13 protein-coding genes and 4 pseudogenes are annotated in these 13,746 nt (G+C 60.8%); 10 read left to right on the forward strand and 7 right to left on the reverse strand.

Annotated elements, in window-relative coordinates:
* Nucleotides 1-3: 3 nt before the first annotated feature.
* Nucleotides 4-993 (forward strand): dihydroxyacetone kinase subunit DhaK, encoded by a 990-nt coding sequence (gene dhaK, locus HDG39_RS16745; protein ID WP_184007038.1) that lies wholly within the window; start codon nt 4-6, stop codon nt 991-993.
* A gap of 324 nt (nt 994-1,317) precedes the next feature.
* On the opposite strand, the pseudogene HDG39_RS16750 reads toward dhaK, so the two are convergent.
* Nucleotides 1,318-1,485 (reverse strand): annotated as a pseudogene (locus HDG39_RS16750) (IS6 family transposase); the annotation flags it as partial.
* Between HDG39_RS16750 and HDG39_RS16755 the strand changes: the two are divergent.
* Nucleotides 1,483-1,650, forward strand: a pseudogene (locus HDG39_RS16755) (Tn3 family transposase); the annotation flags it as partial. The pseudogenes HDG39_RS16750 and HDG39_RS16755 sit on opposite strands and share 3 nt — an antisense overlap.
* Before the next feature lie 42 nt (nt 1,651-1,692).
* Here the strand turns inward: HDG39_RS16755 and HDG39_RS16760 are convergent.
* Entirely contained in the window at nt 1,693-2,040 is a 348-nt protein-coding gene (locus HDG39_RS16760) for a hypothetical protein (protein ID WP_184007039.1), read from the reverse strand.
* On the opposite strand from HDG39_RS16760, the gene HDG39_RS16765 reads away from it, so the two are divergent.
* The 4 genes and pseudogenes from HDG39_RS16765 to HDG39_RS35100 all read left to right on the forward strand — a co-directional run.
* Entirely contained in the window at nt 2,035-3,282 is a 1,248-nt protein-coding gene (locus tag HDG39_RS16765; RefSeq protein ID WP_184007040.1) for a porin, read from the forward strand. The genes HDG39_RS16760 and HDG39_RS16765 overlap by 6 nt on opposite strands.
* Before the next feature lie 153 nt (nt 3,283-3,435).
* Nucleotides 3,436-4,098, forward strand: a pseudogene (locus HDG39_RS16770) (GntR family transcriptional regulator); the annotation flags it as partial.
* 608 nt (nt 4,099-4,706) lie between these two features.
* Complete coding sequence (locus tag HDG39_RS16775; protein ID WP_084754201.1) at nt 4,707-4,955, forward strand: hypothetical protein; 249 nt, start codon at nt 4,707-4,709, stop codon at nt 4,953-4,955.
* Between the two features lie 106 nt (nt 4,956-5,061).
* Nucleotides 5,062-5,295, forward strand: a pseudogene (locus HDG39_RS35100) (transposase); the annotation flags it as partial.
* Between the two features lie 277 nt (nt 5,296-5,572).
* Here the strand turns inward: HDG39_RS35100 and HDG39_RS16785 are convergent.
* The 3 genes from HDG39_RS16785 to HDG39_RS16795 all read right to left on the reverse strand — a co-directional run bounded on the left by HDG39_RS16785 (nt 5,573) and on the right by HDG39_RS16795 (nt 8,448).
* Nucleotides 5,573-6,865: an SUMF1/EgtB/PvdO family nonheme iron enzyme gene (locus HDG39_RS16785; protein WP_184007042.1), complete on the reverse strand. Its 1,293-nt coding sequence runs from the start codon at nt 6,863-6,865 to the stop codon at nt 5,573-5,575.
* A gap of 116 nt (nt 6,866-6,981) precedes the next feature.
* Complete coding sequence (locus HDG39_RS16790; RefSeq protein WP_184007043.1) at nt 6,982-7,749, reverse strand: helix-turn-helix domain-containing protein; 768 nt, start codon at nt 7,747-7,749, stop codon at nt 6,982-6,984.
* Nucleotides 7,750-7,980: 231 nt separating this feature from the next.
* Nucleotides 7,981-8,448: a universal stress protein gene (locus tag HDG39_RS16795; protein WP_184007044.1), complete on the reverse strand. Its 468-nt coding sequence runs from the start codon at nt 8,446-8,448 to the stop codon at nt 7,981-7,983.
* Nucleotides 8,449-8,716: 268 nt separating this feature from the next.
* Here HDG39_RS16795 and HDG39_RS16800 point away from each other — a divergent pair, with 268 nt between their 5' ends.
* Complete coding sequence (locus tag HDG39_RS16800) at nt 8,717-9,406, forward strand: FadR/GntR family transcriptional regulator (RefSeq protein ID WP_018423611.1); 690 nt, start codon at nt 8,717-8,719, stop codon at nt 9,404-9,406.
* 57 nt (nt 9,407-9,463) lie between these two features.
* Here HDG39_RS16800 and HDG39_RS16805 read toward each other — a convergent pair whose 3' ends face one another.
* Nucleotides 9,464-10,057, reverse strand: coding sequence for an acyl-homoserine-lactone synthase (locus tag HDG39_RS16805; protein ID WP_184007045.1), 594 nt, complete (start codon nt 10,055-10,057; stop codon nt 9,464-9,466).
* A 156-nt stretch (nt 10,058-10,213) separates the two neighbouring features.
* On the opposite strand from HDG39_RS16805, the gene HDG39_RS16810 reads away from it, so the two are divergent.
* Nucleotides 10,214-10,531 (forward strand): helix-turn-helix domain-containing protein, encoded by a 318-nt coding sequence (locus HDG39_RS16810; protein ID WP_184007046.1) that lies wholly within the window; start codon nt 10,214-10,216, stop codon nt 10,529-10,531.
* Here the strand turns inward: HDG39_RS16810 and HDG39_RS16815 are convergent.
* Nucleotides 10,515-11,219 (reverse strand): helix-turn-helix transcriptional regulator, encoded by a 705-nt coding sequence (locus HDG39_RS16815; protein ID WP_184007047.1) that lies wholly within the window; start codon nt 11,217-11,219, stop codon nt 10,515-10,517. The genes HDG39_RS16810 and HDG39_RS16815 overlap by 17 nt on opposite strands.
* A 577-nt stretch (nt 11,220-11,796) precedes the next feature.
* Here HDG39_RS16815 and HDG39_RS16820 point away from each other — a divergent pair.
* Both HDG39_RS16820 and HDG39_RS16825 read left to right on the forward strand, forming a co-directional pair.
* Nucleotides 11,797-12,777 (forward strand): dihydrodipicolinate synthase family protein, encoded by a 981-nt coding sequence (locus tag HDG39_RS16820; protein ID WP_184007048.1) that lies wholly within the window; start codon nt 11,797-11,799, stop codon nt 12,775-12,777.
* Nucleotides 12,774-13,718: an SMP-30/gluconolactonase/LRE family protein gene (locus HDG39_RS16825; RefSeq protein WP_184007049.1), complete on the forward strand. Its 945-nt coding sequence runs from the start codon at nt 12,774-12,776 to the stop codon at nt 13,716-13,718. The genes HDG39_RS16820 and HDG39_RS16825 overlap by 4 nt, the downstream gene beginning before the upstream one ends.
* Nucleotides 13,719-13,746: the final 28 nt, after the last annotated feature.

Consider the following 13,746-nt stretch of genomic DNA (forward strand, 5'->3'; position numbering starts at 1 on the left):
ACCGTGAAAAAATTCATCAATCATGTGGACGATTTTCTCGCCGAGAGTCTGGCAGGATTCGCCGCAGCCCATGCCGACCTGGTCGTACTCAATCGCGAACCGGTGTTCGTGCGGCGCAAGGACCTGAAGCCTGGCAAGGTCGCGCTGATATCGGGCGGCGGCTCGGGGCACGAACCGCTCCATTCAGGGTTTGTCGGCAATGGCATGCTCGACGCCGCTTGCCCGGGCCAGATCTTCACGTCGCCGACGCCGGACCAGATGATGGCCGCCGCCAAGGCCGTCGATACCGGCGCCGGCGTGCTCTTCATCGTGAAGAACTACTCGGGCGATCTGATGAACTTCGAAATGGCATCGGAGATGTCCGAGGTGCCAAATGCGATGGTCCTCATCAACGATGACGTCGCGGTAGAGAACTCCAGCTATACGACCGGACGGCGCGGGGTTGCGGGCGCGGTGATCGTCGAGAAGCTGGTGGGCAGCCTGGCTGAAAGCGGTGCGAACCTCGATGAATGCAAGATGTTTGGCGACCGGATCAACAAGCACACGGCTTCGATGGGTGTCGCATTCTCCAGTTGCACGGTGCCGGCAGCTGGCACGCTGACGTTCAAGATCGGCGACGATGAGATAGAAGTCGGGGTCGGCATTCATGGCGAACCGGGCAGGCGGCGCGCGAAATTTGCGTCGGCCGACACGATCGCGGGGGAGTTGCTAACGGCTATCGTCGACGATCTCAAGCCACCTGCGGGGGCTAGCTTGCTGGTGCTTGTGAACGGCCTTGGTGGCACGCCGCTTGGCGAGCGTTATCTTCTCTTCAACTCTACGCGCGCCTGGCTTCAAAAGCGCGATCTGAAAATTGCGCGCGTGCAGGTGGGCGCGCTGACCACTTCGCTCGAGATGGCGGGCGCTTCGATCACACTTTGCATGCTCGACGACGAGATGACGAAGCATTGGGACAGCGCCGTGCACACGCCGGCGCTAAGGTGGGGTGTATAGCACGAAGGCGACGATGTGCCGGCGCGAATGCAAGTGTTCGGCGGTCGAGAGCGCATAGTCGAGATTGAAACTTATTGAAGCGGCATCACTGTCTGCAAGGTCCGATTGTGCGGGAGTTCACGAGGGCCGAAAGGCGGTGGTTCGAATCCTGTTAAGCGAACGTCTCGCGTTGATTTGGGAGCGAGGCTCGTGGTGATTGTCCGACCCGCCGCTCCAGTTGAATCTCTTCGGGTCGGATTCCCCGCCGCTTGCGGCGTTGACTTTGTGGGGTTGTGTCGCGATGAGAATGGCAGGGCGAGGCGGCTCCTGGATGAGCAGGATTGTTTACATAATCAGCGAATAGAATTGGTCGGCAACAGTCCGGTGGATACCAGCGTCTTTCATCTGCCCTTTCCTGACCATATGCATCATTTCGATGCCCGACAGGATGACGCGGGCGGAGCGAAAATCCTTGAAGCCCATCATGGGCTCGATGATACGTTTGATGGCGCGATCCAGGCGGGTACGATTTCGTCGCCGCTGCTGCTGCGCCGGTTCGGCTCCGAAAGCCGCAAGAACCGGCTGTACCTGGCCGCGCGCGAGCTCGGCAACGTCGTGCGCACGGTGTTCCTGCTCAAGTGGATCGGCAGCCTCGAATTGCGGCAGGAGGTCGCCGCGTGGGGCGCCCGGGTCGACATCCGGTTTGGCCCGTTCGTCGCGCTAAAAATCTTTGAAAGTGACGGCGAATTTACCTGCGTCAATGGGCATTGACTTTACATCAATCGCGTATTCTTTAGTGTTGGCGAGCCATGATCGTCGGGTGCCTTCCTTTGTGATGCGCGGGTCAAGCAAAGCGGCCTCCAATGAAAACTGCCAGGCCAGGCTTAGTGCTTCATCATCAATGTCTGCAAGAATGCCGAACAGTTTGTCGAGCATAGCAAAGACGGTTGGAGAATCGGACAGCACGGCAAATGCAGCGTCGTACGGCTCCTTCGCATTTGCACCGAGTCCGGCCAATGCGGCAAGCCAGTCACCAAGCAGAGGATATCGAGTAACCAACTGATGCATACGGTCAGCCAGTTCGCCGCCCGCTACCAACTGGCCATCACTGCTGCAAAGCGTGGACTGTCCGTCCACGCGAACGCGATCCCGGAGGATCTGAATGAAGCCGGCGAGAAGGGCGCAGGCTGCACGATTTCGCAAGGAATGAAAAGCACCTGCAACCCAGAAATCAAAAGACAGGAGACGGAAGTGCACAAGGGGATTGCTGGATGCATGCTGGGTGTCTTGCTGCCGTGCGTAGCGCACGCTCAGTCGAGCGTCACGCTTTACGGCGTTGCTGACGTGTTTTACGGGTACTTCAAGAACTCCGCCACAAGCGTGAGCAGCCTCAATTCGGGCGGACTGGGTGGATCACGATGGGGCATTCGCGCCAAGGAGGATCTTGGCGGCGGCGTGACTGCAATTGCAGTTCTTGAAAGTGGCTTCAACATTAACAATGGAACGCTCGGGCAGGGCGGTCGGGAGTTTGGCCGCCAGGCGTATGTCGGCATCGACAGCCAGTGGGGAACGCTCATCGGGGGGCGCTTGCAGACGGCAGGCTACGTATGGGGCACGACGTTCGACCCGATCTTGATGTCTGCAGGATCGGTCCTGGGGTCGGTGACCGGCGAGGAACCGCGACCGTGGATCTTCAACCCGCTGCAGGATCCCGCCCGCCAGGACAATGCGCTGCAATACAGCTCGCCCACCTGGCGTGGCCTTAGCGCGACCGTGGGCTACTCGTTTGGCTCAAACCAGGGCGCCGCCACGAATACGAAGTATCAGATCGGCACGCTGTGGTATACGAATGGCGGTCTGGTCGCCAGCTACGGACTGGGCCGCAGTCTCACCGTGGCGCCAGGTGGCGACGCCAATACCCTGGAACATGCGTTTGGCGTCAAATACCGGTTCGACTGGCTTTCGCTCTACGGCACGTATCAGTTGCGGCGAAACAATCCTGGATTTACCGACAAGGCATGGCAAGCGGGCTTCACGGTGCCGACAGGGGCCGTGGGTATGTTCGGCTTTGCGTACGGCGGGCTGAGCGACGAGAACCAGGTCCGCTCGCAAAACTGGAGCGTGCGCTCATTCGCAGTCAGCTATACCTATTATCTTTCGAAGACCACTTCGCTCTATGGCTTCTATAAGAAGCTCTGGAATCGCGGAGTCGCGAAGCAGACCATCTTCCCACCCGGCGGCTTGCCCGCGCCCCCCACGTATGATGACCATGTGTCCGCTATCGGCATCGGCATGCAGATGCGGTTCTGAACCTGTTGGGAAATGCGGAAATCGTCATCGGGCATTCGGCTATAGCCGTGCCCTCGAGAGCCCGGGCGACCCAATTAGGAGGGGCGCGGACGCCTTGCGCCGTCGACCATCAAGATATAATTTCGTATTGAATACAATTCTCGGGCGGTCATCGTGACAGTTGGAGAACTTGATGGGGTCGACTTCCCGTCCCAGATCGCGTCGGAGATGCGCAAACTGATCAATCGCGGAACACTCGCGGCGGGGTTGCAACTTCGCCAGTCCGATCTGGCCGGGTGTTTTGGCATCTGTCGCGTGCCAGTGCGCGAAGCGCTCAAGCTTCTGGCAGCTGAGGACATCATCGAACACGACCCGAATCGTGGGTTTTTCGTGGCGCCCTTGTCCAGTGACGAGACGTCAACTCTATCGGATGCGCCATCTGCTTGAATCCGAGTTGCTCGCCACCATTGTCTGGCCCACCCCGCCCCAGTTGAAGAGCCTCAAGGCGATGGTGGCCGAGTTCAACCAGTTACTGGCAAGCGGCTCGCGCGACGCCTGGATTGAGCGCCACCGGGCGTTTCACGACGCGATCTTCGACCTGTCAGAAAACAAGATTCTAAAGCGTGAAGCGTTGCGGCTGATGCGCCTGAACGATCGGTATCGCCGCGTTGGCGGCGGACATCACGCGCCAAGGTACGCACCTCGACGGCGCAAATCGAGGAACAGCTTCTCAAGGCATTGTCGGCGAAAGATCGCAAACTGCTCCTGGGCACCTACGACAAGGGCCGCGCCATCGTGCTTGAAGGCTTGATGGCGGTTTTGGCTGCGCGTGGCGTTTACATCCGGCCTCCGGTCGTTCAGACGCCGTATGAGTTGAAGCACGTTCTCGAACCATCTCGGGTATACCCGCCAATCGCAACCCTTGTATCTCGTGGTCATGCCGCATAATATGGTGAATACCTGATTGAATAATATTTAGCAGTTTTTATAGTCAGCGCGATGGCGCAGTCTGCGTCACACCGCGCGCTGGAGTAGCGCTGACTGTCACGGTAAATGCAAATGCTGTGGCTGGCGTCGCTCACGAGCTTTTAGATTAGGAGGGTGGCTTGGCTGATCTTTGTTGCAAATCTCATCCGTGACCAGCGATCGGTAAGCGCATAGAGGTATGACCAGGGGCTGATGCAGCAGCAGGCGGCTCAAGGCGATGCGGCACCGACACGATACGGTTTGCCAACGACGTGGATCCGGGTCTTTGGGTTGGTCGCTCGACACGATCACCTGGACGGACGATCATCCGCCTTTCCGTCCGTCAATTCTTGCGGTTCACAGAATGTGGAAATAGCACGCTTGTCGATGGTTTGCGCTGGAGCACTGGCACACGCATCGCACGGGCACCCAACAGTGCATCGACAGGCGACTTTTCGCGGGACAGAGAGGATAAAGTGATGAAGACTGGAGAGCAATCTTTACGTTTCGTAGTTGAAAAGTGGCTCGGGTTGCAACCTCCAGAGAGCGCAAGGGTGAGGGCACTGGGCCGTCCGTGCTCGGGCAAAGGGCGTTTCGTGTGCGTCGAGACCGTACACGGCGGCGAAAAACTCGCGCTGTTCTTCTTTCGGCACGACGACGGATGCTGGAAGGTCTTTCCTCCAGCTCCGGCGTTGCCAGAGATGGCTTTGGAGCGTTTGTTTGCGTAGCCTAAATCCGGCGATGCCTAGAGAAGGCCAGCGATGTCTGTCCAGTACTGAAGCGCCCCGGGTTTTCCGGAGATCTTTACTCCTTGGAGAATAGGGTCATGGAAACATCGACAAAGCAAAGAGAAAGACAGCGCCGAAGTACTCGGCGGAGGTGCGCGAGCACACGGTTCGCATGGTGTTTCAGCACCGTTCGGAATACGCCATACAGTGGGAAGCGATCCAGTCGATCGCCGCAAGGATGGGCTGCTCGCGTGAGACGTTAAGAAACTGGGTTCGCCAGGCTGAGAGCGATCGCGGTCTGCGCGCGGGCCCCAAGACACAGGAGCAGGACCGCATCCGCGAGCGACAAGTGGCTGGCGTTGACTGCTTGCAATTGGTCGCGTCATGCGTGAGGCCGCGGATTACCTGGAACAAATCGGGCTCACTTTCAACAAGGACAACATTGAGAAATATTTCGGTCTGTCCATATGGTGGCATAAGGACGAGGAACTGTACAAAAGGATTCGCACCAAGCTGAGGTCAAGAAATCTTGGCAACGCTAGCCGTTAAAGCAATAGTTGATCGTTTCTTTCGCTAAAGCAGAAGATGGCATTTGGATTCACTTTTTGCTTTATTTGTCAACCACGCACACACCGAAACCCCGCATACACATACTGATAATGCGGCTGAAACCAGTTGCGAAATTCCGGCCGCAGCATGCACAGCGCGGTACGCGCTGAGCCGCCCTTCAGCACGTAGTGCTGCCCATCGAAGAAGTTGGCCGAATAGCCAGGATAGAACGGAAACGCTTCGAAGCCCGGCAGCGCTTCGAAAAGCGTCGAGGTCCATTCCCAGCCGTTGCCGAACTGACCTTCCGTGCCGAACGTGCTGACATTATCCGGATGCGCGTCGACGGGCCGTGGATCCCAACTGCGGAAATCGAAATTCCCCGATGCCGCTTGCGGCGCACCGTGGGCCGCGCGTTGCCATTGCGCCTCGGTCGGCAGGGTTTTGCCGGCCCAGCGCGCGTAGGCGCTCGCTTCGGCGTGGCTCACGTAGACGGGCCAGTCGAGCGGCAAGGGCACGTCGTCGAACATCGTGCGCAGCGTCCATGCGGGGCGACGGTCTTGCGCCGTGCGTTGCGACCAGCCAGCGGGATGCTCGATGTGCTCCGCTTCCTTCCACGCCCAGTCCTTCGGCGACCACCACTTCGGCTCGCGATAACCGCCGTCTTCGATGAACTCGAGGAACGCACCGTTCGTGACCATGTATCGATCGATCTCGAACGCGGGCACGTCCACGCTCATTTCGCCGAACTCATTGTCCCAGCCGAAGCGGCCGGCCTCGCGCGGCATGCCGAGCACGGCCGTGCCGGCCGGCACGCTGACCATCGACGACAACGCGTCGCGCTGCTCCTCGCTCGTCACCACCGGCTCGCGCAACGCGGTGTTCTTCTGCGCGAGTGGCAACTGATGGAGCATGTACGCGAGCGTTTCCGCATGCATCAACCGATGCTCGATCGCGACGTTCAGCAGCTGCACGGCCGCCTCGTCGTGCGCCGGGTTGCCGAGTTCGTCGAGCGCGGTGTCGATCTGCCGGCGCGCGCGCGTCGCATACTCGCGCACGGCGTCGAGCGACGGCCAATCGCCGGGTTGATCGGTGGGAAAGCCGCCGTCTACCGGATCGATGCCGAAGGCGAACAGCTGGTCGAGTTCCGGCGCGAAAGCCGGCAGATCGAACAGACGCTGGTCGAGCAGATTGCGATCGAACGCTTCGAGATGGCCGATGTAGAACACGACGCGGTGACGCTCGCGGATTGGCCGTTCATAGAGGTAGTCGGGTTTGACGATCGCAAACAGGTCGTCGGTGACTTGACGCGCGTCGAGCAGGCGCTGTACGAGCGGATGATGCGGGACAGGGTCGCGATTCATTGGGGCCGGGTCTCCATGCAACACGGTTGTCCTGGGGGGGGACGGTCTGAAAACTCTACCCGCTCGCAGGCGGCGTGCCAAGACGAACAGCGCGACCGTCCAGGCCACTCCGGCCGCTAGATCTGCCGCAAGCCTTCGAGATCGACGATGCGAATGTGCTTGCCCCGCGTGTCAATCAGGCCGCGTTTTTGAAATCTTGACAGGGTACGGCTGACCGTTTCGAGCGTCATGCCGAGGTAGCTGCCCATGTCCTCGCGCGTCATACGCAGATTGAACTCCGACCACGAGTAGCCGCGCTGCGCATTGCGCTGTGACACGTCTAGCAGAAAGGCGGCGACGCGTTCGTGGGCGGACAGCGAGCCGAGCACCATCATCTGCGCGGCTTCGCTGACGATCTGCGCGCCCAGTAGCTTGTGCATGCGTTCCTGGATCGAACTGATTTCGCGACATAGCAGCTTCAGCGCGCTATATGGAACGATGCACACCGTGCTGTCTTCCAGCGCGACGGCGCTGCACGCATGGATGTCCGCGCTGATGCCGTCGAGCCCGAGCGGCTCGCCGGCGAGACGCAGTCCTGTGACCTGCTCGCGGCCGTCGCGGTGGACCATCACGGTCTTCATCGAGCCGGAGCGCACCGCGTAGATATTGTCGAAGCGGTCGCCGCTGCGATACAGCGCTTCGCCGCGCGGCACCGAGCGCGCCGAACAGATCAGCGTTTCGAGCTTCGGCAGTTCCTCCGCCGACAGCCCCTGCGGCATGCAGATCTGACGCATCGAACAGCTGGAGCAGCGCGTGGCGGTACGTGCGGCTGCGCGTGCCGCCACGGCCTCGCGGTTGCCGGCGGAGCGGGTCGAGGGAGGGGGCACAGCAGTGGGATTCAGCATGTTCTACGCGTGATTATTGGTAGTGTTGAAATTGTCCCACCCGCTATGACCCGCAACTGGCGGCAAAGTGACGCGTTCGCTGCTCGGCAGTCCGAGCAACGGCGGTGCTCTGACGAAGGTGAGAAGGTGAGCCGCCGCGGCCTATATCGACGTCGCCCGTCGACGGGTAGCGTGGTGGCTCGATTCCGGCAGGGCAGCGCATGGCGTGCCGCCCCGCGCTTGATGAAAGAGTCAGGCGGGTTTCTTGTCGGTGCCCGCGGCGGACGGTACCAGCAGAACCGGAAGAGTGGCCTGGCGCACGCAGCGTTCGGCGACGCTGCCGAGAATCAGCCGCTGAAAGCCACGCCGGCCGTGCGTGCCCATCACGAGCAGGTCGGCGTTGAATTCGGCGGCGGCCTGCAGCACGATCTCGGCGACATCGCCGAGCGACGAAGCCTCGGAGACCGCCGGGTCGCCCTTCACACCTTGCTCGGCCATCACTTTCGAGAACTCGGCACGCAGCTCCTGGCCTTCCTCGATCAGGCGGTTGCGCAGGATCGACGGGTCGTAGCCGGGCGCCTCGAAGTACATCGGCGTGTTTTCGACGACATAAAATGGCCGCAACACCGCGCCATTCGATCTGGCGAGATCGAGCGCCGCTTCAAACGCACGGCGCGAGGTATTGCTGCCGTCGACCGCTACAAGGATGCGTGTGTACATATCGGCTCCGCGTCAAAAATGCATCTGCCACATTGCTAGCCGTGGCAGGTTTATTGATCTTTTATACCAATAAAGCTTAGATGATTGCCGGAAAAGATGCACCGGACCAGGATGTAAATCAAACATTTGCCAAATATCCGGTGCGGTGCGGACAAAATGGCGCGCGCGAAGCGGCCTAGCATGCTTACAACCCGTAAAACTTTGCTGAAGCCGAAAGAGGGTTGGCCTTACAATCAAGCCATATTCAGACAAGCTGGCCAGTCCGCTGATGAACGATCGAAAAACCAAGGGCTTACCCGACCAGATCTACGGCGACATTCTCAACCGCATCCTCGAAGGCGAGTACAAGGAAGGCGAGCGATTGCCAACCGAACACGCGCTGGCGGAGCGTTTTGCAACGTCCCGACCGACCGTGCGCGAAGCGCTCGCGCGATTGCGGGCCGACGGCATCATCTCGACGCGGCACGGCTCTGGCACGACCGTCGCGCGGCGCCCCGATCCGGACGTACGCCGCTTCGCGCCGCTCGAAACGCTGTCCGATATCCGACGCTGCTATGAGTTTCGCATCGTGACCGAGGCGGGCGCGGCCGCGCAGGCAGCGCTGAAGGCCGACGCCGACGACATCGCCGCGATCCAGCACGCGTGGGACGAACTCGAGCGCATCATCGAGGCGCAGGGGATCGGCGCGAAGGATGACTTCCTGTTTCATCAGGCGGTCGCGCGTGCGTCGAAGAATCCGTTTTTCATCACGGTGATGTCGTTCATCGAGGAACAGATCCTGTTCAGCATGAACCTGTCGCGCAATCTGTCGCTCGTCAAGACGGTGGAGAGGCAGCAGCTGGTGCAGGCCGAACACATGGCGGTGCTCGACGCAATCCGCCGCAAGGACGCGGCGGGCGCGGGCGCCGCAATGCGCGCGCATCTCGAGAACGCGCTGGAACGGATGTTCGGTTCCTGAGTCCGCGCGCGCGGGTGAAGGCGTCGCGACTTTTGACAGGCCGCGCTTCGGCGAGGCTCAAGCAGCGACGGCGACCGGCCCGAACAGCGAGGTCAGCGTTTTCGGGCTTACCGCGACGTCGAGCGCGACGGCCCGCTCGCCGCCAATCTGCAGCGGCGGCCCGAGCCGGCTGATGTCGAGGCCGGCTCGGCGCAGCATCCTCTCGATCGGCGTGGTGGTCACCGTGACGTAATGCGTGATGCCCATGCGCTGCGCGAAGCGCATCACTTCCTGAATTGCGCGGATTGTCATATCCGTGAAACCAAACGACTGTTCCTCACCGCCGGTTTCGATCGCCCAGCGGCTCAGTTCCCAGATATGTCGCCCGACCGGCGCGGCCGCGCCATGCAGTAGCTGCGGGAAGGTGTCTTTCAGCATGTTCGGACCTTCGGTCGGCATCAGGCGCCAACAGCCGCGCAACCGTTCGTCTTCGCCCTGAATCAGCATGTAGTACGGCCCGAGCGCGTCGTAGCCGTCTATCTCCATTCCCGCGATGGTCGGAATTTCCCAGCCGAGCCGGCCGTGAAAGACACGGGCGCGCAAGCGGTACATCTCGTTGATCAGTTCGTTGTCGAATTCCTGCCGGAGTCCAATTCGGATCGTGGTTTGCATGACGTTCTCCTGTACGCGTTGGGGGGCTGCCAGATACGCAGGAAAACTTATGCATTCTGAATCTTTGCGCCACCTACCTACCTGGATAGGTGTGGATGCTTATCGGGTATATCAGAATTCAGACACGTCTTCGCCCCCAACCTACAAGGGTCCAAAATGGAACTCCTCGACAATCACTGGCAATCGCAAACCCACCTCCAGGCGCGCCCTTCGGAGGTCTCTTCGGCAGTGGATCGCGTTCTGATCATTGCCTACCGGAAGAAGAAAAAAGAGAGCCAGCGCCGTTTCTGGGCTCGCTTCGGCGTCACGCAATCGCGCGGCAGCCGCTTCGAGTCGGGCGCGGAGATCCCGGCGCCGGTGTCGATCCTGCTGGGTCTGTACTTCACGAAGACCGTGTCGGACGCCGATCTGGGTCGCGCCGAACGTGTGATGTACAGCCGCGACGCGGCCGCGCTGCTCAACCCGGGTCAATAAGCCCAAGCTGCGCCGCGATCACGGCTGCCGCACGCCGCGAATTCACGCCGAATTTCGCCCTGATGTTTTTCATATGGAAGTTCACCACCGCTTCCGAGCAACTCAGGATGTGAGATATCTCCCACGTGGATTTGCCGCGTGCGGTCCATTTCAGGCATTCTCGCTCGCGCGGCGTGAGCTTCGGCATCAAGGTCTGCGCATGTGAATTCAGATGCTGTTTGCTGGTGTCGATCACGAGGTCGCGCAACAGCACGAGGTTCGGCAATGCGGCATTCACATGGCGCCTGAACCCGTCTGACGGCTTGTCGTCATTGACGAAGCACATCATGCCGGCTTCCTGATTCGGCCCATGAATTGGCAGCGTCACGCCCGCGCCGAGGCCGTACGAGCGAGCTTCCTCATACAGGGATCGCTGCGCCGGGCTGGCGAAAATCTCGGGCGTCCAGACCAGCGGCGATGAGCGTGACAGACAGTGTGCGACCGTCGGGTCGATATGCACCATGCCGTGCTCGTCGTACGTCTGGCGCCATGCCGGTGCGTAAGTGCTGCGCAGGTAAGCGTCCTCGAGACGCATGGTTGGCCGCGGCAGCATCGCGACCAGAATCTTGTCGAAGCCCCACGTTTCGGCTAAGCCCGTGATCACGCCGAACCATTCCGCCTCGTCGGCGGCGTCCAGTAGCGGTGCCATCTGCTCGATAAAGTGTAGCGACAATTTTTTGGCTCTCTCAGGCTCGCAAACATCTCTTCGCGGTTATTGGCAGACAAACTTCGGTCCGCTCTTTTGGCCCGCACAATCTATCACTAAAAACTCGAACGCAATGCGCCGGTGCTCTGCGGGGGAAACGATAACCGCCACGTGATAGCAACGCCGGTGTCGCCTATTATTATCCTGATTGAAATTGATCTCTAGCCTGGCCGGGCTTCCCGGGTGAGCAGCGCGGCTAATCGGCATCCGGTGACATATTTTAATATGTTTCGTTGACAGCATTATTTCGTCGCGCTTCAGAATAAATCGTATTTACTCGATTAACTCGGAAAGCGGGTTATTGCTCGCCGCGTCCTTGTTGCCAAAAAAAGCCTGCGCCGATTCCACATGGGCTGCGGGCCCGCTCCATTGTTATACAAAAGGAAATTTCGTGACTGCCTCCCGCGCAATTCGCCGCCGGCGGGATGTTTGGCGATCGTCACGCGCAAGTTGTTTGACAACATTGTGATGCCGATGCTACCGTGAAACCTCCGCCTAGCGCGTTTCCGCGTCAACCATCATGAACGAATCACCGCTCCGCGACGGCGAGTTCGCCGCGTCGGTCATGGCCGTGCCGCCGCTCGCGCGCCGGGCCGACTACACGCTCGACCCTGCCCAGAATCTCGCGCTGATCCGCCATATCGAAGCGGGCGGCGTACGCACGCTACTGTATGGCGGCAATGCGAACCTCTATCACGTCGCGGTCAGCGAATACCGCGAGTTGCTGGACCTGCTCGCCGAGGCCGTGGGTCCCGGGACACGCGTGATTCCGGCGCTAGGTCCCGACTACGGCAAGATGCTCGATCAGGCACGCATCCTCGCGCAGACGCGTTACCGCACCGCGATGGTGCTGCCGCTCGGCGGCTTCACGACGTCCGAGGGCGTCGAGACGGGCCTCACGCGGATCGCCGACACGGCCGGCATGCCGCTCACGCTGTATATCAAGAGCGAAAACTACGTCGCTGTCGATACGCTCGCGCGGCTCGTCGAGTGTGGGACGCTGAGCGCGGTCAAATATGCGATCCCGCGCGACAACCCCGCTGACGATCCGTATCTGCGCCGGCTGCTGCAACGCGTGCCGGCCGCGAAGATCGTATCGGGCATGGGCGAGCGGCCGGCGCTCGTGCATCTGCGCGAGTTCGGACTCGCAGCGTGGACGACCGGAAGCGGCTGTATCGCGCCGAGCATGGTGATGGCGCTGCTGCGCGCGGTGCAAAGCAGCCGGAGCGCCGGTAGCGCCGATCACGACACCGCCCAACGTCTGTACGATGCGTTCATGCCGCTCGAAACGCTGCGCAACGACATCTCACTGATCCGCGTGCTGCACGATGCAATCACGTTCACGGGCCTCGCCGAGATGGGGCCGCTGCAGCCGCTGCTCAGTTCGACACCGCGCGAGCATCATGCGAAGATCGCGCAGGCCGCGCGCACGCTGCTCGCTCTCGAGCGCGAGTTCGCGCCCACCCAATCGAACCGCTCCGACACGCAGACAACCCCATGACCGATCACAGCCGACGCTATCCCGATTCTTCCATCCGCGTGTTCGATCCGCGCTTCAAGTCGTTGATCATCGCGTCGGCGTCGGTCGAATGCTTGTATCAGGGCACACGCTGGTCGGAGGGGCCGGTGTGGTTCGGCGATGGCCGCTATCTGCTGTGGAGCGACATTCCGAACGACCGCATCCTGCGCTGGGACGAAACGACGGGCGCGGTCAGCACGTTCCGTCAATCGTCGAACAATGCGAACGGCCATACGCGCGATCGCGAAGGGCGTCTCGTCAGTTGCGAGCACCTGACGCGGCGTGTGACGCGCACCGAGTACGACGGCTCGATCACCGTGCTTGCCGATCGCTATCAGGGCAAGCGCTTCAATTCGCCGAACGACGTGGTCGTCAAATCGGACGGCTCGATCTGGTTTACCGACCCGACCTTCGGCATCGAAGGTTTCTACGAGGGCGAGCAGCAGCAGTCCGAACTGAAGGCGTGCGTGTATCGGATCGACGGCCAGTCGGGCGAGGTGTCGATGGTCATCGACGACGTGCTCGCCCCGAACGGTCTCGCGTTCTCGCCGGACGAATCGCTGCTGTACGTGGTCCAATCGCGCGGCGAGCCGCGCAAGATCCGCGTATTCGATGTCGAGGCCAATGGCAAAGGCACGACACTGTCGAACAATCGCGTGCTGATCGACGCGGGTCCGGGTACCCCGGACGGTTTTCGTGTCGACACGCATGGCAACTTGTGGTGCGGGTGGGGCATGGGCACCGACGAGCTCGACGGCGTGCGCGTGTTCAGCCCGCAAGGCGAGCCGCTCGGCCACATCGCGTTGCCAGAGCGTTGCGCGAACGTTTGCTTCGGCGGACGGAATCGCAACCGTCTGTTCATGGCGGCGAGCCACGGGTTGTATTCGCTGTTCGTCAATACGCAGGGCGTGCGCGGAGGTTGAGCGGTTGTCCGCTAACCAGACAACATGT

The sequence above is a fragment of the Paraburkholderia lebeckiae genome (genome assembly GCF_014201005.1).
Lineage (GTDB): Bacteria > Pseudomonadota > Gammaproteobacteria > Burkholderiales > Burkholderiaceae > Paraburkholderia > Paraburkholderia tuberum.

Bases quoted from the DNA above. Each gene is read 5' to 3' on its own strand.
- HDG39_RS16765 (WP_184007040.1), top strand. From the start codon at position 2,035: ATGCATACGGTCAGCCAGTTCGCCGCCCGCTACCAACTGGCCATCACT.
- HDG39_RS16760 (WP_184007039.1), bottom strand. From the start codon at position 2,040: ATGCATCAGTTGGTTACTCGATATCCTCTGCTTGGTGACTGGCTTGCC.
- HDG39_RS16775 (WP_084754201.1), top strand. From the start codon at position 4,707: ATGAAGACTGGAGAGCAATCTTTACGTTTCGTAGTTGAAAAGTGGCTC.
- HDG39_RS16785 (WP_184007042.1), bottom strand. From the start codon at position 6,865: ATGAATCGCGACCCTGTCCCGCATCATCCGCTCGTACAGCGCCTGCTC.
- HDG39_RS16790 (WP_184007043.1), bottom strand. From the start codon at position 7,749: ATGCTGAATCCCACTGCTGTGCCCCCTCCCTCGACCCGCTCCGCCGGC.
- HDG39_RS16795 (WP_184007044.1), bottom strand. From the start codon at position 8,448: ATGTACACACGCATCCTTGTAGCGGTCGACGGCAGCAATACCTCGCGC.
- HDG39_RS16800 (WP_018423611.1), top strand. From the start codon at position 8,717: ATGAACGATCGAAAAACCAAGGGCTTACCCGACCAGATCTACGGCGAC.
- HDG39_RS16805 (WP_184007045.1), bottom strand. From the start codon at position 10,057: ATGCAAACCACGATCCGAATTGGACTCCGGCAGGAATTCGACAACGAA.
- HDG39_RS16810 (WP_184007046.1), top strand. From the start codon at position 10,214: ATGGAACTCCTCGACAATCACTGGCAATCGCAAACCCACCTCCAGGCG.
- HDG39_RS16815 (WP_184007047.1), bottom strand. From the start codon at position 11,219: ATGGCACCGCTACTGGACGCCGCCGACGAGGCGGAATGGTTCGGCGTG.
- HDG39_RS16820 (WP_184007048.1), top strand. From the start codon at position 11,797: ATGAACGAATCACCGCTCCGCGACGGCGAGTTCGCCGCGTCGGTCATG.
- HDG39_RS16825 (WP_184007049.1), top strand. From the start codon at position 12,774: ATGACCGATCACAGCCGACGCTATCCCGATTCTTCCATCCGCGTGTTC.